The 26,594-nt window shown below is 57.4% G+C and carries 22 protein-coding genes; 13 read left to right on the top strand and 9 right to left on the bottom strand.

Features of this window, described 5'->3' with window-relative positions; genetic code table 11:
* The first annotated feature begins 3 nt into the window (after positions 1–3).
* The 6 genes from N037_RS21060 (at position 4) to N037_RS21040 (ending at position 5,407) form a co-directional block, all read left to right on the top strand.
* Positions 4–1,017 (top strand): ABC transporter ATP-binding protein, encoded by a 1,014-nt coding sequence (locus N037_RS21060; RefSeq protein WP_023335878.1) that lies wholly within the window; start codon positions 4–6, stop codon positions 1,015–1,017.
* Positions 1,018–1,024: 7 nt separating this feature from the next.
* The gene (locus N037_RS21055) at positions 1,025–1,963 is read left to right on the top strand and encodes an ABC transporter permease (RefSeq protein ID WP_420254933.1); all 939 of its coding nucleotides are present in this window, start codon (positions 1,025–1,027) and stop codon (positions 1,961–1,963) included.
* The gene (locus tag N037_RS21050) at positions 1,953–2,759 is read left to right on the top strand and encodes an ABC transporter permease (RefSeq protein WP_032643281.1); all 807 of its coding nucleotides are present in this window, start codon (positions 1,953–1,955) and stop codon (positions 2,757–2,759) included. Before N037_RS21055 ends, N037_RS21050 begins: the two co-directional genes overlap by 11 nt.
* A 24-nt stretch (positions 2,760–2,783) precedes the next feature.
* Positions 2,784–4,208 (top strand): aminobutyraldehyde dehydrogenase, encoded by a 1,425-nt coding sequence (gene patD / locus N037_RS21045; RefSeq protein ID WP_032643279.1) that lies wholly within the window; start codon positions 2,784–2,786, stop codon positions 4,206–4,208.
* 183 nt (positions 4,209–4,391) lie between these two features.
* Complete coding sequence (locus N037_RS24420) at positions 4,392–4,565, top strand: GhoT/OrtT family toxin (RefSeq protein ID WP_013096478.1); 174 nt, start codon at positions 4,392–4,394, stop codon at positions 4,563–4,565.
* Positions 4,566–4,651: 86 nt separating this feature from the next.
* Complete coding sequence (locus N037_RS21040; protein WP_023335874.1) at positions 4,652–5,407, top strand: alpha/beta fold hydrolase; 756 nt, start codon at positions 4,652–4,654, stop codon at positions 5,405–5,407.
* A 121-nt stretch (positions 5,408–5,528) separates the two neighbouring features.
* Here N037_RS21040 and N037_RS21035 read toward each other — a convergent pair whose 3' ends face one another.
* Genes N037_RS21035 through N037_RS21025 form a run of 3 tightly spaced genes read right to left on the bottom strand, consistent with a single transcriptional unit; the run spans position 5,529 to position 12,035 of the window.
* The gene (locus tag N037_RS21035) at positions 5,529–7,706 is read right to left on the bottom strand and encodes a virulence factor SrfC family protein (RefSeq protein ID WP_032643277.1); all 2,178 of its coding nucleotides are present in this window, start codon (positions 7,704–7,706) and stop codon (positions 5,529–5,531) included.
* Positions 7,703–10,684 carry a virulence factor SrfB gene (locus N037_RS21030; RefSeq protein WP_032643275.1) on the bottom strand — a complete coding sequence of 994 codons (2,982 nt, stop codon included), beginning with the start codon at positions 10,682–10,684 and terminating at the stop codon, positions 7,703–7,705. The genes N037_RS21035 and N037_RS21030 overlap by 4 nt, the downstream gene beginning before the upstream one ends.
* A 4-nt stretch (positions 10,685–10,688) precedes the next feature.
* Positions 10,689–12,035, bottom strand: a complete 1,347-nt coding sequence (locus N037_RS21025; RefSeq protein WP_032643273.1) for an SrfA family protein — start codon at positions 12,033–12,035, stop codon at positions 10,689–10,691.
* Between the two features lie 283 nt (positions 12,036–12,318).
* On the opposite strand from N037_RS21025, the gene N037_RS21020 reads away from it, so the two are divergent.
* A complete protein-coding gene (locus N037_RS21020) occupies positions 12,319–13,917 on the top strand; it encodes an ABC transporter substrate-binding protein (RefSeq protein ID WP_032643271.1) in 1,599 nt (532 codons plus the stop codon).
* 101 nt (positions 13,918–14,018) lie between these two features.
* Positions 14,019–14,252 (top strand): YdcY family protein, encoded by a 234-nt coding sequence (locus N037_RS21015; RefSeq protein WP_032643269.1) that lies wholly within the window; start codon positions 14,019–14,021, stop codon positions 14,250–14,252.
* A 3-nt stretch (positions 14,253–14,255) separates the two neighbouring features.
* Here the strand turns inward: N037_RS21015 and N037_RS21010 are convergent, their stop codons facing one another.
* Both N037_RS21010 and N037_RS21005 read right to left on the bottom strand, forming a co-directional pair.
* On the bottom strand, positions 14,256–14,705 hold the full coding sequence (locus N037_RS21010; protein WP_023335868.1) for a DMT family transporter: 450 nt from the start codon (positions 14,703–14,705) through the stop codon (positions 14,256–14,258).
* The gene (locus N037_RS21005) at positions 14,702–15,220 is read right to left on the bottom strand and encodes a GNAT family N-acetyltransferase (protein WP_032643267.1); all 519 of its coding nucleotides are present in this window, start codon (positions 15,218–15,220) and stop codon (positions 14,702–14,704) included. The genes N037_RS21010 and N037_RS21005 overlap by 4 nt, the downstream gene beginning before the upstream one ends.
* Positions 15,221–15,370: 150 nt before the next feature.
* Here N037_RS21005 and N037_RS21000 point away from each other — a divergent pair, with 150 nt between their 5' ends.
* The 3 genes from N037_RS21000 to N037_RS20990 all read left to right on the top strand — a co-directional run bounded on the left by N037_RS21000 (position 15,371) and on the right by N037_RS20990 (position 17,976).
* Positions 15,371–15,946: a helix-turn-helix domain-containing protein gene (locus tag N037_RS21000; RefSeq protein ID WP_032643265.1), complete on the top strand. Its 576-nt coding sequence runs from the start codon at positions 15,371–15,373 to the stop codon at positions 15,944–15,946.
* A gap of 65 nt (positions 15,947–16,011) precedes the next feature.
* Positions 16,012–17,052, top strand: a complete 1,041-nt coding sequence (locus N037_RS20995) for an NADP-dependent oxidoreductase (protein WP_032643263.1) — start codon at positions 16,012–16,014, stop codon at positions 17,050–17,052.
* 255 nt (positions 17,053–17,307) lie between these two features.
* On the top strand, positions 17,308–17,976 hold the full coding sequence (locus tag N037_RS20990; protein ID WP_023335864.1) for a GntR family transcriptional regulator: 669 nt from the start codon (positions 17,308–17,310) through the stop codon (positions 17,974–17,976).
* A 117-nt stretch (positions 17,977–18,093) separates the two neighbouring features.
* Here the strand turns inward: N037_RS20990 and pqqU are convergent, their stop codons facing one another.
* Positions 18,094–20,208, bottom strand: a complete 2,115-nt coding sequence (gene pqqU / locus N037_RS20985) for a TonB-dependent receptor PqqU (RefSeq protein WP_032643261.1) — start codon at positions 20,206–20,208, stop codon at positions 18,094–18,096.
* Between the two features lie 241 nt (positions 20,209–20,449).
* On the opposite strand from pqqU, the gene yncE reads away from it, so the two are divergent.
* Positions 20,450–21,511 (top strand): 7-bladed beta-propeller protein YncE, encoded by a 1,062-nt coding sequence (yncE, locus tag N037_RS20980; RefSeq protein ID WP_032643258.1) that lies wholly within the window; start codon positions 20,450–20,452, stop codon positions 21,509–21,511.
* A 92-nt stretch (positions 21,512–21,603) separates the two neighbouring features.
* Here the strand turns inward: yncE and ansP are convergent, their stop codons facing one another.
* Together ansP and N037_RS20970 are read right to left on the bottom strand one after the other, a co-directional pair.
* Positions 21,604–23,100, bottom strand: a complete 1,497-nt coding sequence (ansP, locus tag N037_RS20975; RefSeq protein WP_023335861.1) for an L-asparagine permease — start codon at positions 23,098–23,100, stop codon at positions 21,604–21,606.
* Positions 23,101–23,422: 322 nt separating this feature from the next.
* The gene (locus N037_RS20970) at positions 23,423–24,319 is read right to left on the bottom strand and encodes a LysR family transcriptional regulator (protein WP_032643257.1); all 897 of its coding nucleotides are present in this window, start codon (positions 24,317–24,319) and stop codon (positions 23,423–23,425) included.
* 112 nt (positions 24,320–24,431) lie between these two features.
* On the opposite strand from N037_RS20970, the gene N037_RS20965 reads away from it, so the two are divergent.
* A complete protein-coding gene (locus N037_RS20965) occupies positions 24,432–24,830 on the top strand; it encodes a (R)-mandelonitrile lyase (RefSeq protein ID WP_032643255.1) in 399 nt (132 codons plus the stop codon).
* Here the strand turns inward: N037_RS20965 and N037_RS20960 are convergent.
* On the bottom strand, positions 24,827–26,362 hold the full coding sequence (locus tag N037_RS20960) for a methyl-accepting chemotaxis protein (protein ID WP_032643253.1): 1,536 nt from the start codon (positions 26,360–26,362) through the stop codon (positions 24,827–24,829). The two genes, N037_RS20965 and N037_RS20960, sit on opposite strands and share 4 nt — an antisense overlap.
* Positions 26,363–26,594: the final 232 nt, after the last annotated feature.

The following is a 26,594-nucleotide window of genomic DNA, read 5'->3' as shown; positions in this document are numbered from 1 at the left end:
AACATGACGTACGCGGTAGAGTTTAACAATGTTTCCCGTCTGTACGGCGACGTACGGGCGGTGGATGGGGTCACCATTGCCATTCGTGACGGAGAGTTTTTCTCCATGCTGGGGCCTTCGGGCTCCGGCAAAACCACCTGCCTGCGTCTGATTGCCGGCTTTGAGCAGCTGTCAGGCGGCACGATTTCTATCTTCGGCAAAGAGGCGAGCGCGCTGCCGCCGTGGGAGCGGGATGTGAACACCGTCTTTCAGGACTACGCCCTGTTCCCGCATATGTCGATCCTCGACAACGTCGCCTACGGGCTGATGGTCAAAGGCATCGACAAGAAAAAACGCCATGCGCAGGCCCGTGATGCTCTGGAAAAAGTGGGCCTGAGCTTTGCCGTTGCCCGTAAGCCTTCGCAACTTTCCGGCGGCCAGCGGCAGCGCGTCGCCATCGCCCGGGCGCTGGTCAATGAGCCGCGCGTCCTGCTGCTGGACGAACCGCTGGGTGCGCTCGATCTCAAACTGCGTGAACAGATGCAGTTCGAGCTGAAGAAGCTTCAGCAGGAACTCGGCATCACCTTTATTTTCGTCACCCACGATCAGGGCGAGGCCCTTTCTATGTCAGACAGGGTGGCGGTGTTTAATAACGGGCGCATTGAGCAGGTGGATACCCCGCGCGATCTCTACATGCGTCCGCGCACGCCGTTTGTCGCCGGTTTTGTCGGCACTTCTAACGTCTTCGATACGGGCCTTGCGCAGAAAATATGCGGCATGGAAGGCAGCTATTCCCTGCGTCCGGAACATATTCGCCTTAATGAGGGCGGAGACGTTCAGGTTCAGGGCATCGTGCAGGCCGTTCAGTATCAGGGAGCCGCCACGCGGCTGGAGCTGAAGCTCGCCGACGGCGCCAAACTGCTGGTGAGCCAGGCCAATCTCAGTGAAGCCTCGCCGCTGGGCGGCATTGCGCCGGGGCAGGCCGTCACGGCGTCGTGGTCACGCGAGTCGATGATTCGCCTGCACGAGGAGAGGTGAAATGGATATGAGCGTTGCGCATCCTCCCGCCTCGCGCGGCCGCTTAAGCCGCATGACGGCGCTGTTCTGGCGTAAACCGTCGCTCGGCCTGTTCCTGCTTCTGCTCGCGCCGCTGATGTGGTTTGGCATCGTCTATTTAGGGTCGCTGCTGACCCTGCTGTGGCAGGGGTTCTACACCTTTGACGATTTCACCATGTCCGTCACGCCGGACCTGACGCTGGCGAACATTCAGGCGCTTTTTAACCCGGCAAACTACGACATCATCCTGCGTACGCTAACGATGGCGATTGCGGTGACGATTGCCAGCGCCATTCTGGCCTTCCCGATGGCCTGGTACATGGCGCGATACACCCGCGGCAAATGGAAAGCGTTTTTCTATATCGCTGTGATGTTGCCTATGTGGGCGAGCTACATCGTCAAAGCCTACGCCTGGACGCTGCTGCTGGCGAAGGACGGGGTGGCGCAGTGGTTTCTTGGTCATATGGGGCTGGAGCCGATCCTGACCTCGCTCCTTACGCTGCCGGCGATTGGCGGCAACACCTTGTCCACTTCCGGGCTGGGGCGGTTTCTGGTCTTCGTCTACATCTGGCTGCCGTTTATGATCCTGCCCGTCCAGGCGGCGCTGGAACGCCTGCCTGCCTCGCTACTGCAGGCCTCAGCCGACCTCGGCGCGCGCCCTCGCCAGACTTTTCGCTATGTCGTTCTGCCGCTGGCGATCCCGGGTATTGCGGCAGGCTCAATATTCACCTTTTCCCTGACGCTGGGGGATTTCATCGTTCCGCAGCTGGTGGGGCCGCCGGGCTACTTCATCGGTAACATGGTCTACTCACAGCAGGGTGCCATTGGCAATATGCCCATGGCCGCCGCGTTCACGCTGGTGCCCATCGTGCTGATTTCACTCTATCTGGCGTTCGTGAAACGTCTGGGAGCATTCGATGCACTCTGAACGCGCACCGCTGTTTCTGAAAGTGGCAGCCTGGGGAGGCGTCATCTTCCTGCACTTCCCGCTGCTGATTATCGCGACCTATGCCTTCAATACCGAAGACGCGGCCTTCAGCTTTCCGCCGCAGGGGCTGACGCTGAAGTGGTTTAGCGTGGCGGCAGGGCGCGGCGACATCCTTGAATCCGTGACGTTGTCACTTCAAATTGCGTCGTTATCCACCGCAATTGCCCTCGTGCTTGGCACGCTTGCTGCAGCGGCGCTGTGGCGAAGCGAGTTTTTTGGCAAGAATGCGATCTCACTATTGCTGCTGTTGCCGATTGCGTTACCGGGGATCATCACCGGCCTGGCGCTGCTGACCGCATTCAAAACCATCAACCTTGAGCCGGGCTTTTTCACCATCGTGGTGGGACACGCCACCTTTTGCGTGGTGGTGGTGTTTAATAACGTGATTGCCCGCTTCAGACGCACCTCCTGGAGCCTGGTGGAAGCGTCGATGGATCTCGGTGCCGACGGATGGCAAACCTTCCGCTATGTGGTGCTGCCCAATCTGGGTTCCGCGCTGCTGGCCGGGGGAATGCTGGCGTTTGCCCTGTCGTTTGACGAGATAATCGTCACAACGTTTACGGCGGGACACGAGCGCACGTTACCGCTGTGGTTGCTCAATCAGCTCGGCCGTCCGCGCGACGTGCCGGTCACCAACGTCGTAGCGCTGCTGGTGATGCTGGTGACGACCATCCCCATTCTGGGAGCCTGGTGGCTAACCCGTGACGGTGAGAGCATCGCCGGCAGCGGGAAATAACAGTGAATTCAACAGGACAATGCTATGCAAACACATCTGCTGATTAAGGGTGAACTGGTTGCCGGAGAGGGCGAGAAACAGCCGGTTTATAATCCGGCCACCGGAGAGGTACTGCTGGAAATTGCTGAAGCCTCGCCGGACCAGGTCAACGCGGCGGTAGAGGCCGCTGACCAGGCTTTTATCGACTGGGGGCAAACCACACCGAAAACCCGTGCCGAGTGCCTGCTGAAGTTGGCGGATGCGATTGAAGCGCATGGGGAGGACTTTGCCCGGCTCGAATCCCTCAACTGCGGCAAGCCGCTGCACTGTGCTCTGGGTGATGAAATTCCGGCGGTGGTCGACGTTTTCCGTTTCTTCGCCGGGGCCGCCCGCTGTCTTAACGGGCTGGCCGCCGGGGAGTACCTTGACGGCCACACGTCGATGATTCGCCGCGATCCGGTGGGCGTGGTTGCCTCTATTGCCCCCTGGAACTACCCGCTGATGATGGCAGCCTGGAAACTGGCGCCCGCGCTGGCGGCAGGGAACTGCGTGGTGATTAAGCCCTCAGAGATCACGCCGCTGACCGCGCTGAAGCTGGGAGAGCTGGCAAAAGATATTTTCCCGGCAGGCGTCCTGAACGTCCTGTTTGGGCGGGGGAAAACGGTCGGCGATCCGCTGACCGGGCATGAAAAGGTCCGTATGGTCTCGCTGACTGGTTCGATTGCGACCGGGGAACATATCATCGGCCATACGGCGTCCTCCATTAAACGCACCCATATGGAGCTGGGCGGTAAAGCGCCGGTTATCGTCTTTGATGATGCCGACCTGGATGCGGTTGTCGAAGGGGTGCGGACGTTTGGTTTCTACAATGCCGGACAGGACTGTACGGCGGCCTGCCGGATTTATGCCCAGAAGGGCATTTATGCCGCGCTGGTGGAAAAGCTGTGCGCCGCGGTCGCCAGCCTTAAAATGGGTGCGCCGGAGGATGCCTCGACCGAACTTGGGCCGCTCAGTTCGGCCGCCCATCTTTCACGCGTCTGTCAGGCCGTCGATGACGCGAAAGCGCTCGGCCATATCCGCGTTGTCACCGGTGGGAGCAAAAAAGAGGGGGCGGGCTACTACTTCCAGCCAACCCTGCTGGCGGGGGCAAAACAGGACGACGCCATCGTTCAGCGCGAGGTGTTTGGCCCGGTGGTGAGCGTCACCGAATTTGACGACGAGGCGCAGGTGCTGGCCTGGGCGAACGATTCGCAGTATGGACTGGCGTCATCGGTCTGGACCAAAGACGTGGGCCGCGCCCATCGTCTGAGCGCCCGGCTGCAGTACGGCTGCACCTGGGTGAATACCCATTTTATGCTGGTGAGCGAAATGCCGCACGGTGGCATGAAATTATCCGGCTACGGCAAAGATATGTCGGTCTATGGGCTTGAGGATTATACGGTCGTGCGGCATGTGATGATCAAACACTAAGCCCGTCATGCCTGGTCGCATTCGCGGCCAGGCGTTCGCCACGCTCGCCATGAGTGTTACGCATGATACTCAATTGTTATTATCCGTAATTTTTAAGTGGTTATTCTGTAACGAAAAAACTTGATCTGTATCAACATATGACGCATATTGCGTGCGGTTATTTTTTCGGCTCTGGTATACAGAATGACGTTGTATCAAAAGATGTTGGTTTTTTACGCAATCATGGCTTCCATCTGCGCATTAATTACCTGGTTCCTCTCTAAAGACCGCAAACGTATCCGCCTGCTCAGCGCTTTTCTGGTGGGGTCAACCTGGCCAATGAGCTTTCCCGTTGCGCTGCTGGTCTCGCTTTTCTGAAGCACGCTTCCATTTTTAAAAGATGAATATGGCATTCCAGATACGGTAACTGTATAAATACACAGTGCATCGTAAAAGGAGTGCTTATGAACAGTTTTTACTCGCAGCAGGCCGGTTGTAACGTGCGCTGGCATGACCTGCCCGGCACCGGCGATCCCGTGGTGTTCATTCACGGGCTGGGCTGCGCCTCTTCCTATGAATATCCCCGCGTCGTTCATGACCCGCTGTTTGGCGCGCGCAGAGCGATTCTCATCGATTTGCCCGGCAGCGGCTACAGCGACAAGCCTGAGCACTACCGCTATAAAACCACCGACCAGGCGCACGTTGTGGCGGAACTGATTGACCACCTTAAGCTGGATGCCTTCTGGTTATACGGCCACAGCATGGGCGGCAGCATTGCTATCGAAACGGCGGGGCTGCTGGCCACGCGCGTTAAGGGGCTGATGGTGTCAGAGCCCAATTTTCATGCGGGTGGGGGGATGTTCAGCCGGTCTATTGCAGCGCAAACCGAGCAGCAGTTTCTGAATCAGGGCTATGACGCCATGCTCAGCGCAGAAAAAACGGCGTGGGCGGGATGCCTGCAGAGCAATGCGCCGTACGCCGTCTGGCGGGGCGCATCGAGCCTGGTGGCGGGCGTTGAGCCGGAATGGGAAGCGCAGTTCCTGTCACTTCCTTGCCCGGTAACGTTGATTTTCGGCGAGCTGTCTCTCCCGGATGACGATGTGGATAATCTGAAACAAAAGGGCGTTGAGGTAAAAATCATCCCTGCGGCGGGGCACTCTATGTCGTGGGAAAACCCGTCTGCGCTGGCAGAGACGTTAGCCGGGTGTATGACGGAGTGATGAGCGCAAAAGTTTCGCCCGGCGGCGCTACGCTTGCACGGGCCTACAACGATGAAGAGTGTAGGCCGGGTAAGCGGCAGCGCCACCCGGCAAGAAATGCGGCTACATTGTTAATCAGCGTTTAGCGTAATAATGCGTGCAAGGCCTGACGTGCGTCAGGCTGAACATCATGCGGATGCTGGTAATCAATGTTCTCTATCGCGCGGTTATAGAGCGCGACCAGCCAGTCGTATACGTACGCGGTGGCCGCATGCACGGGCTGTTCCCCCAGGCGCGTCAGGCGGGGCTCGGCGCTGCTGACCACCGGCGTAACGAAGATGGCCTGACCTTTGCGGATGCGGCTTGCCGGACGTACCGCCACCGGCGTCTGGTCGTAACCCAGCCAGCCAATGAAATTGCCCATCACGGCATGCAGTTGCGCAGCGCTGCTTTTATCCGCTTCGACAATACGCTGAAGCTGTTGAGGGAGATCAAGCCGGTAGCTGGTGGTCACCAGCACATCCGCGATTTGCTGTAACACCGCAGGTTCCAGCCCCAGACGGGCGGCCGCGGCCTCATTGCGGCTCCACTGGCGCAGATGATTTATCCAAACTCTGTGCGCCAGTCGCGCTTTGTCTTTTGTCTGGAACAGTCCGGCGCTTTCCTGTGCATTCTCGGCAAACAGGTCAATGGTGTCCGTAAACAGCCCGTTCACCTGCTCCTCGCGCGGCTGCTGAACGGCAAGCAGCGTTTCAAAGGCTTTCAGCGGCGGCAGCAGGCCTTCAAGCAGTTCGCCGTGGCGGGCGGCGCTGCTTTGCAGCATGCGTACCATGTTTTCGGCCTGAGCGCGTCTTGTCCCCGGTTCCTCAACCAGCGGCGCCAGATAGCTTTGCATCAGCGATGAGAGCTCCTGTCGCAGCAAGCCTTTCAGCGTGCTGAGACGTTTCTGTCGCTGTGCGGGAAGCGTGGCCTGAGACAGCCACTCGATGACGCGCTGCATGCTGTGGCTGTCCAGCGCCTGCAGCGTGCCCCAGCGTAAACCCGGTTTCCCGAGCAGATGCTGTACGGCTTCATCGAGATTCTGCCGGGTGGTAAAGCGGGCGTCGTGAGGGGTTATCGCCCATACCAGCCCCGGCAGGGCAGATTCTTCAGCAGGCTGCGTCTCCTTCACCCAGTTCATTAACACTTTTGCTTTTTTGGCCGTCTGTTCGTGCTGCGCCGTCGCATTGCAAATGACCAGCACATCCGGCTGAAGCTGTTGACGATAATGCTCGAGCAGCCACTGGGATTTCGCCTGGCGTAACGGGTCGGCACGGTTATCTTCAAAAACCGGAATATCAATAATATCGACGTGATCCAGTACGCCGTTCTCTACCGGCAGCACCAGCTCGCGGGTCAGGAAGGCCAGCACGTCGACGGGGATGCTGATGGCGTTTAGCATTTCACCGTTATTCAGCGGATGAAGCAGCGTCTCCTGCGCGTCCTGAAGATCTAACGTGCCGTCGTGCGTCAGGAACCCTTCACCCGGCAGGCCAAAGCTGTCCACCAGCAGGCTAAGCGGGGCAGCAAGCTCGCTGGCATGGCTGGTTTGATGCAGCACGTGGGCCAGATTTAACCACTGCTGGGTCAGCTCCTGCTGCTCGCCCCACAGCAGGGACCAGACGCTTGCCCGGGTGCTGAGATCGAGCGATGGTACCAGCCGGGCAAATTCATGCCACAGGGCATCATCAATTTGCTGTTTCGCGGCGGGTACGGTGCTTTGCCAGAAGCGGGCAATCGCCCCCACTTCCTGAGCCGTGATGCCGGGCACGCCCTGCGGCTGGCGCAGCCCGCGCCATTTCTCCAGGCGTGTCTCAATGACCGCCTTATCCACCGCGCGCATCTGAGGATGCAGCGTCGTGCGGGCAATAAACAGCTGTACCAGCTCGGCCTCGGTGACCAGACGCAGGCGCAGTGGGAACGCCTCATCCGCCGCCTCCGGGTTTTCCCGGCTGAAGCGGACGGCCATGTTGGTCAGGGCATGTCCCGGATTGATATGCGAAAAATAGTCAAAGGTGCGCTGGCCCGGCGTCACGTTGAGGCGCCCATTACCGCTGCCGCACAGAGATAACAGCAGGTGTGCTTTCGCGCTCTGCGAGTGACCGTACAGCCCAATGCTGCTCTGGCGGGTCATGGCGCGTTCAATAGCCTGCTCCCGCGCCTGCGCCGCGTTGATGCGAGCAAGCAGGGCGTCAGCATCGTTATCCAGCACAGGGGCGTTCAGGCGCGTCTCATTAATCCACCCGATTAAGGCCTGAGTGGTGGTCGTCGTCGCTGTCATTTCAGGTATACGCTCCCGCTGTCGATCCAGTAGTGGCTACCGCTGTGTCGGCGATCGGCCAAAGTATTCAGTTTGAAGGTTAATGCGTCAGGCGCAACCGGCGTGCCGTCCTGCAGCCAGGCATCGCTCAGCTCGAAGGCCTCCGGGCCTGCCTGCTTGCTGCCGCCGCAGAGCTTCAGCCGCACGTTCAGCACGCCGTCACCGGCAATGGCTTTCGCCAGTTCAGCCGAGTTAATGCTGAGCGTGTAGAGCGGCGTGGCAGGCCAGCGCGCGTTCGCCAGCTGGCGGAAGCCGAGGGTGACGTTACCGCGCAGCGGGAAGTGCAGACGTGCGTCGAGCTTCGTGCCCGGCTTATCAAGGTCGATATCCTGATACCAGACGTTTTCCTCGCGCAGGGTATTGACGGTGTTATCCAGCACGCCGAGATAGCGCACGGTTGAATACGCGCCAATGTCCGCGGCTTTAAAGTTGAAGCGCGGCAGACGCAGATCGAGCGCCAGGCTGCAGAGCATGGCGCCCACCGCGGCTGTCGATTTCGGGTTGCCAATGCGCCCCTGCTGGCTGAACGGATACCACTCGTGCACCTGGTATTTATCCAGCCAGACGATGCGGTTGACCGGCACCGGCTGCAGATGACGAATGAGCGCCTGAACGCCCGGCAGGCAGCCGGGACGTCCGGTGATCAGCAGAATATCGCAGCTGTAATGGGATATCGCCTCGCACACCGCGTGGAGCGGTGAGGCCAGCGTAAACTGCCCGGCCAGCATCGCATCCTGCATTTCGCGGAAATTCACGTGCAGCGGCACGGCGAACAGGTCAAACGCGTCTGAACCCGCAGGCAGGGCATGATCGATCGCCTGCTGCAGATAATTCATCACGTTACGGGTCGGCTTCTGCGCCAGGAGATCGCCAAAGGTGGCATGCAGACCGGCCAGCGGATCGTCAACGTCGCTCGATTCCCACGCGGCAAGAATGGCATGGCCAATCGGCATAAAGAGCTGAAGCGCCGTTTGCTGGCGGAGTACGGCCTGGGTATCGATGCGCCCGGAGTCGCCGAACAGCGAAGCCATGAGCAGCGAGGCGTCCGCGATACCGGACTTCTGCAGCTGCGTTTGCAGGGCAGGCAACACGTAGCGCTGAATCACGTCCAGAAGCGTATCGTCACCCGCGACCTTAAAGCCTTCACGGAACAGCAGCTGCGGGGTGATTTTGACGTTATTGCCGGAACCGTCGTCCAGCTGATAATGGGTGATCGCCATATCCGTTGTGCCGCCGCCGATGTCGATGGACGCGACGCGCAGCGCGCGGCCCGGCTGGCTACCCGGCTCAGGCTCACGGTCCGGGCGGGCGAGGGAGGCGAAGAAGGCTTCGGTCTGTCCGCCAAAGCGGGAGATCGCCTCGTTATACAGCCAGACCAGCTGACCGCAGCTCGCTTCATCCCACTCCATCTGGATTTCAGGCACCGGCACCACGCTTTTATCCTGCTGTTTGCGGGTGACAAAATCTTCATCCTGCGGGTGCCAGCCCATCGCTTTCCAGACGATGGCGATGGCTTCAAACATGCGGCGCCGGAAAATCTCGCGCTCCTGCTTTGGCATGGCCGAAGGCAGTGTCAGGATCAGGGTGCGCAGCTGGCGCGGCGACGCCGGGAAGCCCAGACGTAAGCGCGTGGCGACGCTGTTGATCTGCCCCAGCGCCTGCGCCAGCAGCTCGCACAGCATGTGCGTCATCAGGGTGCTGCGGCTGTACTGCGGCGAGAAGACCGGCAGCCGCTCGTCCTGCGGCAGCGTGAAGAGCGGTTCTCCGTCATCGTTCATCAGGTTCATCAGCGGAAACGCGGTGGCAAGCGGTTCACGCTGGGTTTTGCTGTTCATCTGGCTAAAGCGCCAGTCCTGCACGACCGGCGTTTCATCCCACAGGTAGCGGCGCGGGCTGGAGATGCCGCTATTGCCTTCCGTTCCCAGACGCTGCATCGCCAGCTTGCGAGCTTCATCGCCGACGCGAACAATTGACGGCCAGACAAAGGCGTCTTCGCGACCGCTTTCAACCGAGAAGTGCTGCTTGCCAAAACGCGCTTCCGAAAACTCGAGACGGCTGGTGAACAGCGGCTCGTTCAGGAATTGCGGCTCGCTTAACGAGCGTACCTGCAGCTCGGCGGTCTGGCGCAGTCCATCGTTGGCGTCGCCGTGGTCTTCAATAATGACGCCGCAGGTGTGGGTATTGCCCACGTCGAGGATCAGGTCGACCGGAATGGCAGGCGTGCTGAGCGTATGGGTAACAAATTTCACTTCCGGCACGGTGAGCTGTTCACCGAGCATGGTCATCAGGTTGAGCCAGTGGGCCTGATATTCAAAACCGCGCATCGCCTGCTGGAGATCGCGTTCGGAGCGGTTCTCAACGCCGTCGGCATAATGGGTAAATGCCTCGCGCAGCCAGCCGTCAATCCAGGTCTGGTCGAGAAAACTTTCCACCTCATTGTCTCGCCAGGCCAGCGCGAATCGGGTCCCGTTCAGAATATCGTTTTCAACCGGGGACAGGGCGGACGTGGCGTGTTCAGCTATCTGGCTGTCAAGGGCGAGAGTAACGCGGTGCGTATTACCTGCCGTATCGGGTGTATCCAGCCTTCGCACCTGAACGCGGGCCCAGTTATCCGGCCCCTCAACAAAGGTTCGCGGCGGGTTGAAGCGCAGGAACGGGACCGGAAGCCAGACGCCGTCCAGCACCGTCAGAGACTGATGCAGCGGAATGGTGGTTTCCGGTTTGACCACTTCAGGCTGCCCGCCGTTCGTCCCCGGCACGGTATAGCGCCCGTTGACCAGGTCGAAATCGAGCCGCAACAGCGGGCCGTTCGCGGTTTTACGTACGAAGCGCCCGTTGCTGGCGGTATCCTGCGGCGTCAGCCCGAAATCAAGGAACTGCACGCCGCTGTTGGCAATAAGCGTGACGCTTTGTTTATAGTCGCAAAGATTAACCAGCATAGGATCAGGCACCTGCTTTCTTGAACGTCAGTGGGACGACGGTATTGGCATCATAACGGGCGCGACATTCTGCGATATCGCTGGTGCCTGCTTTACAGGCAATCTCCGGCATCGGGTAGCGGGAACCGTCGGTGCAGCGGGCAGTACCGCGACTTTTAATCATCAGCTCGCCGTTGCTGTGCAGCCCGGAGAAGACCTCCGCGCGGCAGACAACGTTGTCGCCATGGACAACCCTGGCGAAGCCTTTATTGTTCTGAATCTGATAGCGCATTGACGGCGGCTTGCCGGTGACCGGATCTTTCACGTCCAGAACCGCACGCCAGGTGCCGTTCAGGAAACGCGTCGATCCCGCTTTCACCTGATTCGCTTCCATCACCATGGCATCTTTCGGGATGGCGACAATCACCACCGGGGCGGGCTGTGGCGCAGGAACAGGAGCAGGCTCTTTTTCTTTACTTGCCAGGACCTCTGCCTGATGCAGCGGTAATTTCATGGCCAGCGGCTCAACCGCTTTGATCGGTTTTGGCGCAATCTCCACGGGCTCAGGTGTGGGCGCCGGTGCGGGTTCAGCGGAAGGCGACTGTTTTGGCCACAGCAGCGGTGCGGCAATGGCGGCAACGATTACGGCGGCAACCGGCAGCGTCCACAGGGGAACGCGGCGCTTTTTCTCGACGATCGGCGGTGCCGGTTCGTGAACGGGCTGCGCCACGACCGGGGCCGGCTCTGGTTCATACAGCTCTTCCGGCGTAATGCGCACCACCGTGGAAGGGGCGATCAGCGGCTCGTCAGCGTGTTCAAAGGTCACAACCGGTTCTGGCTCAGGTTCTGGTTCAGGATCTTCAATGACAACGGGGGCAGGCTCAGGGACCAGCGATTCACGCAGGCAGTCGAGGACATCGTCGCGCGCATTCTCGTTCAGGTTGACGAACCCCCAGAAGCTGATGACCGGCTTTCCGTCCACCAGAAAGAGGAAGTTTTCACCCGGGAACTGAAACGCCTTCGACAGCAGAGAACCAAAAAGCTGCTGTGCGGTTTTGGGGGACTGGAGGCATTTCTTGCTTAACGACTCAACGCTGGCCAGCGTGTTTTCCAGATAGCGCAGGGCGCGATAGCGGTCATCTTCATCGGCCGCTTTCCAGCTGGTTACGCTCCCTTCCGCAGGGGAATACCAGTCCACGCGGTCACCGCTGTCGTTGACCTGAGGAATAGCCAGACAGTCGACGATGGCCTGTTGTTTGCGCAACCGGAGCGCTTCCCGGATTTGTAACGCTGATTCAAAAACGGCTTGTCCGCCGCCGCCAACGGCCTGAAAGTCATCCAGGTTACCGCTGCGTAAAAGAGTTTTTGCCACGATTTGATCCCATATACTTCTTCACACCGTTACTTTAACGAAATGAGGAAGCAACCAAACGGGGGAAGAGACGCTAAAAGGGCCGATTTCTTGCGGCATAGAAAGTGACGGTTGTGCTTGACGAATAATGGCCCTTAAGGCAAATCACGATTTTGGGCGCTGGCGGTTAAAACAGCAAAAAACGCGGCTTTAGAATAACCTGATAGTGTTTCGTTATTTGCCAGGTCATACCGCCTGTGCTGTTATTACTGTCTTATATAATAAAACTGTCAGGGTTATAACCATGTCTACAGGGAAAACACTGCTCGCCCTTGCGCTGAGCGCTCTTCTACCCGCCGGTGCCGCATGGGCGGCAAACAACGACACGCTTATTTACTGTTCTGAAGCGTCCCCCGAGTCGTTTAACCCGCAAATCGCCAGCTCTGGCCCGTCATTTGTGGCCAGCTCTCAGGTGCTATACAACCGCCTGATCAATTTCGACCCGGTGAAAAACACCCCGGTCCCGTCGCTGGCAGAGTCCTGGACGATTTCACCGGACGGTAAGACTTATACCTTTGCCCTGCGCAAAGGGGTGAAGTTCAACAGCAACAAATACTTCAAACCGACGCGCGACTTTAACGCCGATGACGTTATTTTCTCGGTCATGCGTCAGAAAGACCCTAAACACCCGTATCACAACGTGTCGCAGGGCAACTACGAATACTTTAACGACGTGGGTCTCGATAAGCTGATCCAGGACGTGAAAAAGGTCGACGATTATCACGTTCAGTTCACCCTCAGCGAGCCCAATGCCGCGTTCCTGGCCGACTGGGGGATGGATTTCGCCTCCATTCTCTCCGCCGAATACGCCGACGCGATGCTGAAAAAAGGCACGCCTGAAAACGTAGACACCTGGCCGATTGGTACCGGGCCTTATGCGCTGCAGCAGTACAAGGTGGATTCGCTGATCCGCTACGTCGCTAACCCGAACTACTGGGAAGGCGAGGTGCCGACGAAGCATCTCATTTTCTCCATCACGCCAAATGTGGAAACCCGCCTGGCGAAGCTGCAGACCAACGAGTGCCAGATTATTCCTGCGCCGTCCCCGGTTCAGTTTGACGCCATAAAGAACAACAAAGACCTGACGCTGCACTCGGTCGATGCGCTGAACGTCGGCTATCTGGCGTTTAACACCGAGAAAAAACCGTTTGATAACGTGCTGGTGCGTCAGGCGCTTAACTACGCGACCGACAAGAAGGCCATCGTTAATGCGGTCTTTATGGGGTCCGGTACGGTGGCAAAATCGCCGATCCCGCCAAATATGCTGGGCTTTAATAAAGACCTGAAGGACTACAGCTACGATCCAGAAAAAGCGAAAGCGCTGCTGAAGCAGGCGGGGCTGGAGAAGGGGGCGGAAGTCACGCTGTGGTCAATGCCGGTTCAGCGTCCGTATAACCCGAACTCGCGCCGTATCGCGGAGATGATCCAGAGCGACTGGGCGAAAGTGGGCGTGAAGGCCAAAATCGTCTCTTACGAGTGGGGGGAATATCTCTCCGGGATGCGTAAAGGCGAACATGACTCCGCGCTGTTTGGCTGGATGTCCGATAACGGCGACCCGGACAACTTTGCCGACGTGCTGCTGGGCTGCAACAGCATCAAAACCGGATCAAACGCCGCGCGCTGGTGCGATAAGGGTTATGATGCTCTGGTGCAAAAAGCGAAGCTGACCAGCAGCCCGGCCGAGCGTGCGAAGCTCTACGGCCAGGCGCAGGAGATTTTCTACCAGCAGGCGCCGTGGATCGCACTGGCAAACGGGAAAACGTTCTATGCGACCCGCAGCAACGTGACCGGATACAGCGTGAGCCTGATGGGCAGCGATTTCTCCAAAGCGAAGCTGAACTAAGCGTTTTATCGCCGGGTGGCGGCTACGCCTTACCCGGCCTACATTTGGCACCCGTAGGCCCGGTAAGCGTAGCGCCACCGGGCACATAACAAGGAGTGACAATGTCACATTTAAGCGAAGTTACCGCCCGTGTCGATGCCGCCATCGAAGAGAGTGTCATCACCCACATGAATGAACTGCTAATCGAATTAAGTGACGACGCTGAGCTGAGCCGCGATGAACGCTACGCCCAGCAGCAGCGTCTGCGTACCGCGATTTCACACCACGGTAAGCAGCATAAAGAGGAGATGGATGCGCGTGAGGAACAGCTGACCAAAGGCGGCACCATACTGTAACGTTCAAAACTGGCGTCGCGCCACCAGCCAGGCCCCGACCACCAGCATCACCGCGCCGCACACCGGGCCAATCAGGGCGCGGAGCGGAACGCCATGGCTCCTCAGCACGTCCATCACCAGCCCGCCAATTAGCTGGCTCGCCACCAGCACGGCGATAGTCGTCGCCGCGCCAACGTTCTGATACCCGCTGATGCTGGCAAACACGAAAAACGACCCCAGCAGCCCAGGGATAAGCGTCCACCAGCGTACCGTTGCGGCCAGTTCGCTAAACCCGGCGACGCCCTGTTTCAGCAGCAGAATGCTGACAAACAGCACAATGCCGACCAGAGAGTTCAGCAGCATCGCGATAAGAATAGTGGAGGAGGACTGGGTGATACGCACCATTAAGGTGTTTTGCACCACCAGACCGATCCCCGCCGCCACCAGAAACGCCAGCGTCAGTGACTGATTCATGGGATGGCGTCCGGATCGCTGCGCTCGTCGAGCTGAAGCTGCATAAAGGTTAAGTCCAGCCAGCGGCCAAACTTGGTCCCCACCTGCGGCATCTGCCCCGTTATCACAAAACCGAGCGTTTCATGGAGATGAATCGAAGCGTGGTTTTGCGCCTCAATTCCCGCCACCATGACATGTTTGCCGATCTGACGAGCTTCGATTATCAACGCCTTCATCAGCGTGCGGCCAATACCTTTGCCCTGATGATCCGGGTGGACATAGACCGAATGCTCAACCGTATGACGGAAACCGTCGAAGGCGCGCCAGTCGCCAAAAGAGGCGTAACCGGTGATAACGCCGTCTTCCTCGCTCACCAGAACCGGGTAACCCGCGAGCGTGCGCGCCTCAAACCAGGCGATGCGGTTGTCGGCATCGACGGTTTTATCGTTCCAGATCGCGGCAGTATGCAGCACCGCGTGGTTGTAGATCTCTCCTATCGCAGCGCAGTCTTCTTTGCAGGCGTGACGAACGATCATGATTAACCCTCTGTGTGTGTTGTTCACTATAGTATTACGTTATTCCTACGATATTACACAACCGTATCGCCCGATCGCTACGGCATAAGGCATATTTTTTTGTTATCAAAAGCCCATTGAAATGCCGTTCATACACTATAGTATGACGTCATGAACACCATAACAGACACAATGAATCAACGGATTAGCGCAAGAATTCGCCTTGAACGCGAGTCTCGCGGATGGTCCCTGAGCGAGCTTGCCGACCGGGCAGGCGTCTCCCGCGCCATGATTCACAAGATAGAGCGCGGAGACAGCAGCCCGACAGCCACCTTGCTTGCCCGTCTGTCCGGCGCGTTTGGCATCAGCATGTCAACGCTTATTGCCCGGGCCGAAATGCAGGAGGGCAAGCTGCTGCGCCTGGCAAACCAGCCCGTCTGGCGCGACCCGCAGACGCACTACCTCCGCCGCCATGTTTCTCCCCGCACCGATCTGCCCATTGACCTTGTTCAGGTTGAACTGCCTGCGGGAAGCGATGTTCCGATGCCTGCCTCTTCTTACGCGTTGGCACGTCAACTGATCTGGCTCCAGTCCGGCGAGCTGGTGTTTCAGGAGGGCGATACGCGCCACGAAATGCACGCCGGGGACTGTCTCGAACTGGGGCCGCCAAATGACTGTCGGTTCATCAACGAAACGAATGAACCCTGTATTTATCTGGTTGTACGGCTTAATCAGTCAGGCTCGTAATGCTAATGCGATAACGCCGATCGTGAGCCAGGCTGTAATGACATTTGTAGCAGAAGGAGATCCCGATGAATCAATCTGTTTCGCAAAATCGCCGCTGGGTACTGGCCTCTCGCCCGCAGGGTGCACCGGTCGCGGAAAATTTTCGTCTCGAAACGCAGCCTGTTCCCGCACCCGTTGAGGGACAGCTTTTGCTGCGTACCGTCTGGCTGTCGCTGGACCCTTACATGCGAGGGCGCATGAGCGATGCGCCATCCTATTCACCGCCGGTTGAGCTGGGCGCGGTGATGGTGGGGGGGGCGGTTAGCCGCGTTGAACAGTCAAATCATCCCGACTTCAAAGCCGGAGAGTGGGTGCTGGGCTACAGCGGCTGGCAGGAGTATGAACTCTCAGACGGCAGCGGCCTGGTGAAGCTCGGCGAAAATCCGACTCATCCTTCCTGGGCGCTGGGTATTCTGGGCATGCCGGGCTTTACCGCCTATATGGGGCTGCTGGATATCGGGCAGCCCAAAGCGGGCGAAACGCTGGTGGTTGCCGCGGCGACGGGCCCGGTGGGTGCGACCGTCGGGCAGATCGGCAAAATCAAAGGTTGCCGGGTGGTCGGCGTCGCCGGTGGGGTTGAAAAATGCCGCCATGCTGTTGAGGTCCTCGGGTTTGACCTGTGTCTCGATCATCACGCGGCCGATTTTGCCGAACAGCTGAAACGCGCCTGCCCGAACGGGATTGATGTCTATTATGAAAACGTCGGCGGGAAAGTATTTGATGCCGTGCTGCCGCTGCTGAATACCTCCGCGCGCGTGCCGGTGTGCGGCCTGGTGAGCGGCTACAATGCGACGGGTTTGCCCGAGGGGCCGGATCGTCTGCCGCTCCTGATGGCGACCATCCTGAAGAAACGCATTCGTATGCAGGGCTTTATCATCGGTCAGGACTACGGGCACCGCATTAAGGAGTTCCAGGAAGAGATGGGACGCTGGGTGCAGGAAGGCAAAATTCACTATCGTGAACAGGTCACGGACGGGCTGGAGAACGCGCCCGAGGCGCTGATTGGCCTGCTTGAAGGGCGTAACTTCGGCAAAGTCGTGATTCGCGTCGCGAGTGACAATAAATAAACAGCGTTATGGCGGGGGTTTCCCGCCATATTTATTTGTGAAGATACGATATATTGTCTTTAATTAATGGACATGGTTTTTCGCGCCCGTATCCCGGATGGGCCCGAAACCGATAAAAAACAAATTTTGCTTTTTTTGATGTTTTTACGTTCTTCCCACCACCAGGCATGACGATACAGGATATATCGGACCAGCGTCGTTTTATTAAAACTGGCGTTTAAAAATAGCATTAAGTTTTAGCTACAGGAATTGAACATGCTTGATTTGGATCACTTAGAAAAAGCCCAAAGGATCAGTCTTACTATGCAAGTTGAACTCAGTTTGAAAGGGGCGTTAATTACAGGCTCCCTCAAACCTGGGGCACGACTGATTACGAAAGAGATCGCCGATAAATTAGGAACCAGTATTACGCCGGTTCGCGAGGCGCTTTTGCGCCTGGTGTCATCCGGGGCGTTACACGCCACGCCCGCACAGGCATTTCTGGTTCCGGAGGTGACGCTGGAGCGTTATAACGAGATTAACGCCATCAGAAAACAGCTTGAGCCGATGGCGGTCGCCGCTGCATGCCAGAATATGTCAGAGGGCAAGCTGGAGGCGTTGCGCAAAATGTCTGACGCATTCCATGAGGCCATGCGCAACGGAAACGTTCAGCAGGCGCTTCATGCAAATCGCGTTTTCCGCTTTACGCTTTATCAGTATGCGGAAATGCCGACGCTTAATGCGTTAATTGAACAGCTCTGGGTGCGCATCGGACCCTGTATGAACTATCTGCATCAGGAGCTTGACGACATCAAAGCGTCGACATATCACTATGACGAACTCCTTTCCGCCCTTGAGCGAAGAGATGTTGCTGCCTGCCAGAAGGCGATTGATAAGGTGATTGATGAAGCGAATTTGCTTTTACAGCGACAATATTTTAACTAAGAGATTATTTAGTAAAGCGACTATATACCGCACCTAATTATTTATCTGGTGAATAACTCCTGATGGCAATAAGCCATCAGGAGGGTTATTTCATTAATAAAATAAACTTTTTTTTGCTTACTCGAAGCGATAAGAAACCGACAGCCCAACCCCGTAGTTACGGCCTGGTGCAGGTTCGTAATAACGACCGTTGGACTCGTTAACAATTACCGAGCCAACGTATTCTTTGTCAAACAGGTTATCGACGCGGCCAAAGACGTCCATGCCCCAGTTGCCATAGTTGAATTTATATCCGGTATTCAAACCGACGACCGTATACGACGGCGCTTTCGCCGTGTTCTCATCGTCGGCCATAATATCGCTCATGTAGCGCACGTCCGAACCCGCGTACCAGCCTTCCTCCGGCTGCCAGCCAAACGAAGCGTAACCCATGTTGCGGGCGATGCCCGGCATACGGTTACCGTTGCAGTCTGCGTCGCCGCAGACGTTGGTGCGGTAGGTCGCGTCCAGGTAGGTCCACGCCAGCTTCAGCTTCCAGTTTTCAGCAAACTGCTGGTCGAGGGAGACTTCCACCCCCTGACGACGGGTTTTACCGGCATTTTTATAGCTGGTACGTCCGCCAGAGCTGGCATCCACCACGATCTCATCATCCGTATCGGTGCGGAACAGGGCAGCGGTCAGCAGGCCATTGCCGATGCGGGTTTTGCTGCCCACTTCGTACGTGTTGTTCGTGGACGGCTTCAGGCCAATGTTCAGACCGCCCTGATTATCGGCACGGTAGGAGAGTTCGTTGATGGTTGGGGTTTCGAATCCACGCCCTGCGGCAGCGTAAAGATTCCAGGCGTCCGTCACCGCATACTTCACGGAGCCCGCCGGGAGCCACTTGTGGTAGCTCGCGTCACCGCTGTCATCGCCGTTGCCCGGCGTAACGTAATGGTCGTTGGAATCAAACCAGACCGAGCTGTAGCGCACTCCCGCATCCACGGACAGCTTCTGCGTTAGCTGCCAGCTCGTCTGGAGATAGGGATCGACGTTCCACATCAGGTTACGTTCGTTTCGACGCTTGTCGCCCTTCACGCCGTAATCCGGCACGCCGTTGTTCATCACGAAGTTCTCGTATCCGCGACGATCTTCGCTCAGGTTTTCGTAGTTCAGGCCGGTGGTAAAGGTGACCGGTACCAGCAGCTCGCCGCGGTGCGTCCAGCGGGTATCAATACCCTGATAGTGGCGCTGCATATCAATCACCCCGCCGGAGTGGGAAGGTTTCAGCTGCGGCTGATAGGGAATCGACTGGTACTGCGTCATTTCACGCTCGCCGGCGTACATCATCACGCTGAGGTCGTCCTGCGTGCTGAGCTGGCGATCGTAGCGCAGACCGGCCTGGGTCTGTTTGATGGTCTTGCGGGTGTTGTACTGATCGCCGCGCGGAGACTGACGCGGATTATTCTGCCACTCCTGATAGCTCAGCCCGCCCGGATCGTTGGCCTTCATGTCCACGCTGTTGAAAATCAGCGTCAGCTTGCTGACGTCATCAATTCGCACGCCCAGTTTGGCGTTAGCGAGGTTCTTCCGCGCGCCGCTGTGGTCACGGTAGCCTTTGGTGGTGAAGCGGGTGGTGGAAACGGTGTAATCCACATCGCCCGCGTGGGTGCCGTCACCCATCGCGCCGGTGGCTTTCATGCCGTAGCGCCAGGTACCGTAGCTGCCGTAATAGCTGCTGGCTTCAATGGTCGGCGGCTGCTGCCCGGTCTGGGTGTTAATGTTAATCACGCCGCCAGAGGCGTTGCCGTACAGGGCAGAGAAGGGGCCGCGCAGCACTTCAACGCTCTCCACGCTGGAGAGGTCGATGTTGGAGGTCTGGCCCTGTCCGTCCGGCATGGTGGCAGGGATGCCGTCGACGTACATACGGATACCGCGCACGCCAAACGTTGAACGGGCGCCAAACCCGCGCATCGAAAGCTGGAGATCCTGAGCATAGTTCTGACGGTTCTGAATTTGCAGTCCCGGGACGCTGCCGAGGGATTCAGACAGGTTGATGCGAGGCGTGGCCTGGCGCATGTCATCGCCATTGACGACGCTGATCGCGGCCGGGGTATCCAGCTCCGATACGGTTTGCGGCGTGGCGCTGACGATCATGGTCTGTTCCTCTGCGCCCATGGCAGTGAGCGGCGCAAAAATAACAGGAACCAGCAGCAGCGGGAGAGAAGCCTTACGGGCAGAAATGATTTTCATGAATAAAACCGGTTGTGGTGTATAAACGAACCAAATGGAACATGTCCATATATGTTAAAGGTTTTGTAAAAGTTTTGAAAACTATAACCGCACATTGCGTTAATGGAAGGCGAAGCGGGAAAGAAAAACTCCACATTTAACACATTAATGATTACTATTCTCATTATCAAAAGGCAATGCCATGACGTTGTCTGCCGGAAGTGATGTCAGCCCAACCCCACTTTTCAGAAAAGGAATTGTTATGTCTTTACGTCAACTGTGCTCGCCGCGTCTGAGCCTGTCGCTGCTGTCTGCCACTTTACTGCTTGCCGGGACGTTCCAGGCGCATGCCGCCGAAGAGGTGCTGCGTAAAGCGGTGGGCAAAGGGGCGTATGAAATGGCGGTGAGCCAGCAGGAGAATGCGCTGTGGGTGGCAACGTCGCAAAGCCGCAAAACCGATAAGGGCGGGGTTATCTATCGCCTTGATCCGGTTACGCTGGACGTGACGCAGGCGATTCATAGCGATCTCAAACCCTTTGGTGCCACTCTCGACGGCGCGACGCAAACCCTGTGGTTTGGCAACACTATCAACGGCGCGGTGACGGCCATCGATGCGAAAACGGGCGACGTGAAAGGGCGTCTGGTGCTCGATAATCGCCAGCGCAGTGAAACCGTCAAGCCGCTGCAGCCACGCCAGCTGGTGGCGAATGACGCGAGCAACACGATTTACATCACCGGTGTCGGCAAAGAGAGCGTGATTTGGGTGGTGGATGGCGCAACGCTGAAGCTGAAAGAGACCATTGCCAATACCGGTACCTATAGCACCGGCCTGGCGCTGGATGCGCAGGCGAAACGCCTCTATACCACGAATGCGGACGGTGAGCTGGTAACCATTGATACGGCCACGAACAAGATCCTGAGCCGTAAAAAAGTGCAGGATGACGGTAAAGAGCACTTCTACCTGAACCTGAGCCTCGATACCGCCGGTCAGCGTGCCTTCCTGACCGATTCAAAACAGCCGGAAGTGCTGGTGGTGAGCCTGAAAGACGGCAGCGTGATCGAGAAAATCGCCGCGCCGGAGTCTCTGGCGGTCCTGTTTAACCCGGCCCGCAATGAAGCCTATGTGACGCACCGGGAAGCCGGTAAGGTGAGCGTGATTGACGCGAAATCTTATAAGGTCACAAAAACCTTCGACACGCCGGTTTACCCGAACAGCCTGGCACTCTCTGGGGATGGTAAAACGCTGTACGTGACGGTGAAACAGAAGTCGACCCGTCAGCAGGAAGCCACTCAGCCTGACGACGTCATTCGTATCGCGCTGTAAGGTGGGAATTGCCCGGTGGCGCTGCGCTTACCGGGCCGACAAAACCATGAGAAGTAGGCCGGGTAAGGCGAAGCCGCCACCCGGCTTTTTTATTAACGCGAGGTTTCTTCTACCAGCGGTGCGTCGTGTTTATCATCGTCGTGATGAACCGGCGCGGTGCTGTGGATCTCGTGAACGCGCTTACGCACGCCGAACCAGCCGGCAATCAGCAGCACGGCCAGCAGCGGAATGGTCGCGATGGTATAAGTACCGTTCGGGTAATCAAACGCCATCAGCACCAGCACGCTGAACAGGAACAGCAGGGTGAGCCAGGAGGTCACCGGTGCGCCCGGCATCTTGAAGCTCACATCAGCCGCTTTGCCCTCTTTGATTGCTTTGCGCAGACGCATCTGGCAGACCACAATGAAGGCCCAGGAGGCGATAATCCCCAGTGCAGCCACGTTCAGAACGATCTCAAATACGCGGGACGGCACCAGATAGTTCAGGAATACGCCAAAGACGTAAACCACCAGCGTTGCCAGAATCCCCGCATAGGGAACCTGCTGCTTGCTCATCTTCGACATGAACTTCGGCGCAGAACCGCCCATCGACATAGAGCGCAGGATGCGGCCGGTAGAGTAAAGGCCGGAGTTCAGGCTGGAGAGCGCCGCCGTCAGGACCACGATGTTCATGATACTGCCCACGTAAGGTACGCCCAGCTTAGAGAAGAAGGTCACGAACGGACTCTGACCTGCCTGATAGGCAGTCCACGGGAGCAGCAGAACCAGCAGCACCACGGAACCGACGTAGAACAGACCGATACGCCAGATCACGCTGTTGATGGCTTTTGGCACCATGGTCTGCGGATCTTTACATTCACCTGCTGCGGTGCCCACCAGTTCGATAGAGGCGAAGGCGAACACGACGCCCTGAACCAGCACCAGCGCAGGCAGCAGACCGTGCGGGAAGAAACCGCCGTTATCGGTTATCAGGTGGAAGCCGGTAGCATTGCCGTCCAGCGGTTTGCCGCTGCCGAGGAAGACGGTACCCACAACCAGGAAAATCACAATGGCCAGCACTTTTACCAGCGCAAACCAGAACTCCATCTCCGCGAACCACTTCACGCCGATCATGTTCATGGTGCCGACAATCGCCAGCGCGCCAAGCGCAAATACCCACTGCGGCACATCGCCAAACGCGCCCCAGTAGTGCATATACAGCGCAACGGCGGTGATATCGACGATACCGGTCATAGCCCAGTTGACGAAGTACATCCAGCCCGCAACGTAGGCCGCTTTTTCACCGAGGAATTCGCGGGCGTAAGAGACGAAGCTTCCGCTGGAAGGGCGATGCAGTACCAGTTCGCCCAGCGCGCGTAGAATGAAGAAAGAGAAGATCCCGCACACCAGATAGACCAGGGCGAGAGCCGGGCCAGCCATTTGCAGACGCGCACCCGCACCTAAAAACAGACCCGTTCCGATAGCGCCGCCGATGGCGATCATTTGAACCTGACGGTTGCCCATCGCTTTGTGGTAGCCCTCTTCGTGGGAGTTCAACCAGCGACGTTTAGCAGCATGATGATCGGCTGCGCTTTTATTGCTTGTTTTCATTGAGTTACCTGTTTGCCTGTCTGAACCATTATCGTGATAGTCCTGCCTGGCAGAGCGCAATACAAACGATTGCTTCTGCGCAAACACATGTCGCCTTCCCAGTCATTCTGCGTATGGATAAGGCGAAACATGGCGAGGCATCCTACCTGCAATTCATAAGCGACGCAAAATATAACCGTGCCGAAAGTGATGCACGTCGAAGGAAATCGTGTGGTCAGAGCAGACGGCGATCACAACACGCTGAATCGTGGTGAGTTTTTAGACAAAACAGTTGGCGGGTTGATTATTTAATCATCAGATTCTCTTAATTATTACCAGGTGGTCAAGATTTTGATTGCTGCAGAGCATCTAGCAGTAACCTGAAAGCGGTAGTGTGTTGGCGACGGCTTGGATAATAAAGGTGATACCCCTCGAAAGTAGGGCACCACGCGTCAAGAACCCTGACCAGCCGTCCGTCACTCAGCGCCCCCAGAACCGACGCCTCCGGCACGTAGGCTAGTCCGAGTCCATTCTCAGCGGCGTCGATGCGCTGCGACAGGTTGTTCAGCGTAAGCTGCCCCTCAACCCGCACGCGAAGCTCGCGCCCGTCGCGCTGAAACTCCCAGTGGTATAACCCCCCTCGCGTGGGCAGGCGCATATTGATACAGCGGTGGTTAGCGAGCTGCTCCGGCGTCTGCGGTACGCCAAAGCGTGCCAGATAATCCTCGGAGCCAACGACCGCCATGCGCATGTCCGGCGCGATCCGTACCGCAATCATATCTTTTGCCACCTGTTCACCCAGGCGAACTCCCGCGTCGAAACGGCCATCCACGATATCCGTCAGGCCATTATCGACCGTCACTTCGACGTTAATCTCAGGATACTGCACCATAAACGCCTTCAGTACCGGCCAGAGCACGGCATCCATGGCATGCTCGCCGGCGACGATGCGAATAGAACCTGCGGGTTTGTTGTGCGCGCTGCGAAGCGCCGTGAGCTCCTGCTCAATCTCAAGCAAATGCGGGCTCAAGCGCGCAAAGAGCTGCTCACCCGCCTGGGTGGGAACCACGCTGCGGGTTGTGCGGGTTAAAAGGCGAACGTCGAGCCGCGCTTCAAGCTTGCGCATGGCATGGCTTAGCGCCGATTGCGAGACGCCCAGCTGCGCCGCGGCGCGCGTAAAGCTGCGCTCGCGGGCAACCACCATAAAGGAGAGCAGGTCGTTGAAATTATCTTTTAGCACCGCGATTGCCTCTATTTATGAATTTCAATCATATTTCCTATCTGATTATGCACGCTAATGCTCCGGATTGCTTTGCGCTACTGTTAACGCAACAGTAAAAGAGGAGCATAAGATGAAAATTATCCGCAGCGGGTCATTACCTTCAGCAAAGGGACCGGAAGCCTGGTTCACCGGCACGGTCCGCATTGACGCGCCATTTCAGGCGAGCGAACCTGCCAGCGTCGGCGGGGCAACCGTAACCTTTGAGCCGGGCGCGCGCACCGCGTGGCATACGCATCCCCTTGGGCAAACGCTGATTGTGACGCAGGGGCGCGGCTGGTTACAGGAGTGGGGCAAAGCGGCGGAAATATTGAATCAGGGCGATATTGCCTGGATCCCACCCGGCGTAAAGCACTGGCACGGCGCAAGCGCGCAAACGGCGATGACGCATATTGCCATCGCCGAATCCGTTAACGGCAGCCCGGTAACCTGGCTGGAAAAAGTCACCGACGAGCAGTACCCGAACGGCTAAGTGCCAAAAACGGCAATCGCCTGCTGCAGGCGCGTCGTGCGCTGCGTCAGGTGATTCGCGGCGTGAGTGACGTTATCCACCATCCCCGTATTGTTGTGTGTCATTGCGCCGATACGGGAGATGGATGCGTTGATGAGCGTCAGCACCTGGGTTTGCTCCTGCGTGGCGTGGCCGATCTCCTTAATCAGGGAGGAGACCCGCAGCACGTTGTCGATCATAACCGTCAGCTGCGTTTCGGTCTGTTCCACTTTTTCCACGCCCGCGTTGACGCTGGCGACGTTTTTCTCAATCAGCGCTTTGATCTCTTTCGCCGCCGTCGCGGAGTGCTGCGCAAGGTTGCGCACCTCGGCCGCCACCACGGCAAAACCGCGCCCGGCTTCACCTGCGCGCGCCGCTTCCACGGCAGCATTCAGCGCAAGAATATTGGTCTGGAAGGCAATACGATCGATAACGCTGATAATATCGACGATCTGGCTGTTATCCTGCGACACGGACTGCATCATGCCGATGGTCTCTTTCATCATCGCTTCGCCGCAGTGGGCGCTGTCGCGGGTGCGATCCGCCATCTCCGTGGCTTCTTTCGCGGTTTCTGCCGTCTGCTCCACCGCGCTGGCGATCTCCTCCACCGCCGACGCGGTCTGCTGGAGAAAGTCTGCGGTCTCTTCTGAGCGCGTCTGCAGCGCTGCACCTTCTTTCGCGACCTGCTGGCTGATGGTGCCAATCCCGCTGATTTGCGCCCCGACATCGTCAACCAGCGAATTCAGATTCAAGCCTGATTGATTCACCAGGCGCATCATCAGCCCGATGTCGTCGATCCTGTCAAAATGGTAATAGTCGGTTTTACGTCCTGAAACTATGCGCTGCATCTGCTGCACAATGGATTTTACCGGCCGGGCGATCTGCGCATGAAGATAATAAGCCAGGGAAGTAAACAGCAGTACCAGACTCCCCGACTGCACCAGTTTATCAGGGAATAAATACACCGCCAGGCAGGAGAGTAAGGCCGTCGTCGCAATACCAAGATGAATGCGTTTGCTGGTGCTGAGGCTTTTAAAAAGCGACATAAACGAAAATAAACCGCGCCGAACCAGTAATCCTTTATAAAAGCGGTAATGTTTTAATTCGTTATTACGCACTTTGGCATACAGTTTTTCACTGGCCGCGATCTCTTCCCGCGCGGGGATATTTCGCACGGAAATATAGCCCGTCAGGGATCCTCCCTGCCAGACCGGCGTCACGTTAGCCCGCACCCAGTAGTGATCGCCATTATGACGACGGTTCTTCACCAGCCCCGTCCAGGTCTCGCCTTGCTGCAGGGTAAACCACATGTCGCCAAACGCTTCGGCAGGCATATCGGGATGACGGATGAGATTATGCGGCTCACCCAGAAGATGTTCTTCTTTATATCCGCTGGCTTCAATAAAAGCGGAATTAGCATAGGTAATATGACTTTTTATATCGGTGGTCGACATTAACGTCGAACCATCGTTAAGTAAATACTCGTTTTGTGTAACGGGACTGTTACGCCTCATGAGTAACTCCATGATGATGTGCAAGAATAAAAAAACGTCCGGAAAATGCTCCGGCAAGATTAATGTGATTATTTTTATATAACGGCCTGCTGCATATTCTCTCTGAAATTCTGACCGTCTGAAATACCCGTTGTTCATTATTTTTAATCTGTTAATGCTGGCGAATGTAATAAAAATGAAAATATTTTCAGGGGTGTATTCTGGAGTCGCTGCAAATAAACGACATAAGCCA

The organism is Enterobacter sp. EGD-HP1, from assembly GCF_000733275.2.
Classification (GTDB): domain Bacteria; phylum Pseudomonadota; class Gammaproteobacteria; order Enterobacterales; family Enterobacteriaceae; genus Enterobacter.
This window is presented reverse-complemented; position numbering and strand designations above follow the sequence as displayed.

Excerpts from the sequence above, each read along its gene's own strand:
- N037_RS20960 (WP_032643253.1), bottom strand. The coding sequence starts at position 26,362 with ATGAGGCGTAACAGTCCCGTTACACAAAACGAGTATTTACTTAACGAT.
- pqqU (WP_032643261.1), bottom strand. The coding sequence starts at position 20,208 with ATGAAAATCATTTCTGCCCGTAAGGCTTCTCTCCCGCTGCTGCTGGTT.
- N037_RS21030 (WP_032643275.1), bottom strand. The coding sequence starts at position 10,684 with ATGCTGGTTAATCTTTGCGACTATAAACAAAGCGTCACGCTTATTGCC.
- ansP (WP_023335861.1), bottom strand. The coding sequence starts at position 23,100 with ATGAAAACAAGCAATAAAAGCGCAGCCGATCATCATGCTGCTAAACGT.
- N037_RS20965 (WP_032643255.1), top strand. The coding sequence starts at position 24,432 with ATGAAAATTATCCGCAGCGGGTCATTACCTTCAGCAAAGGGACCGGAA.
- N037_RS21060 (WP_023335878.1), top strand. The coding sequence starts at position 4 with ATGACGTACGCGGTAGAGTTTAACAATGTTTCCCGTCTGTACGGCGAC.
- N037_RS21015 (WP_032643269.1), top strand. The coding sequence starts at position 14,019 with ATGTCACATTTAAGCGAAGTTACCGCCCGTGTCGATGCCGCCATCGAA.
- N037_RS21050 (WP_032643281.1), top strand. The coding sequence starts at position 1,953 with ATGCACTCTGAACGCGCACCGCTGTTTCTGAAAGTGGCAGCCTGGGGA.
- N037_RS21020 (WP_032643271.1), top strand. The coding sequence starts at position 12,319 with ATGTCTACAGGGAAAACACTGCTCGCCCTTGCGCTGAGCGCTCTTCTA.
- N037_RS21040 (WP_023335874.1), top strand. The coding sequence starts at position 4,652 with ATGAACAGTTTTTACTCGCAGCAGGCCGGTTGTAACGTGCGCTGGCAT.
- N037_RS21055 (WP_420254933.1), top strand. The coding sequence starts at position 1,025 with ATGAGCGTTGCGCATCCTCCCGCCTCGCGCGGCCGCTTAAGCCGCATG.
- patD (WP_032643279.1), top strand. The coding sequence starts at position 2,784 with ATGCAAACACATCTGCTGATTAAGGGTGAACTGGTTGCCGGAGAGGGC.
- N037_RS21010 (WP_023335868.1), bottom strand. The coding sequence starts at position 14,705 with ATGAATCAGTCACTGACGCTGGCGTTTCTGGTGGCGGCGGGGATCGGT.
- N037_RS21005 (WP_032643267.1), bottom strand. The coding sequence starts at position 15,220 with ATGATCGTTCGTCACGCCTGCAAAGAAGACTGCGCTGCGATAGGAGAG.
- N037_RS20990 (WP_023335864.1), top strand. The coding sequence starts at position 17,308 with ATGCTTGATTTGGATCACTTAGAAAAAGCCCAAAGGATCAGTCTTACT.
- yncE (WP_032643258.1), top strand. The coding sequence starts at position 20,450 with ATGTCTTTACGTCAACTGTGCTCGCCGCGTCTGAGCCTGTCGCTGCTG.
- N037_RS21000 (WP_032643265.1), top strand. The coding sequence starts at position 15,371 with ATGAACACCATAACAGACACAATGAATCAACGGATTAGCGCAAGAATT.
- N037_RS24420 (WP_013096478.1), top strand. The coding sequence starts at position 4,392 with ATGACGTTGTATCAAAAGATGTTGGTTTTTTACGCAATCATGGCTTCC.
- N037_RS20995 (WP_032643263.1), top strand. The coding sequence starts at position 16,012 with ATGAATCAATCTGTTTCGCAAAATCGCCGCTGGGTACTGGCCTCTCGC.
- N037_RS21035 (WP_032643277.1), bottom strand. The coding sequence starts at position 7,706 with ATGACAGCGACGACGACCACCACTCAGGCCTTAATCGGGTGGATTAAT.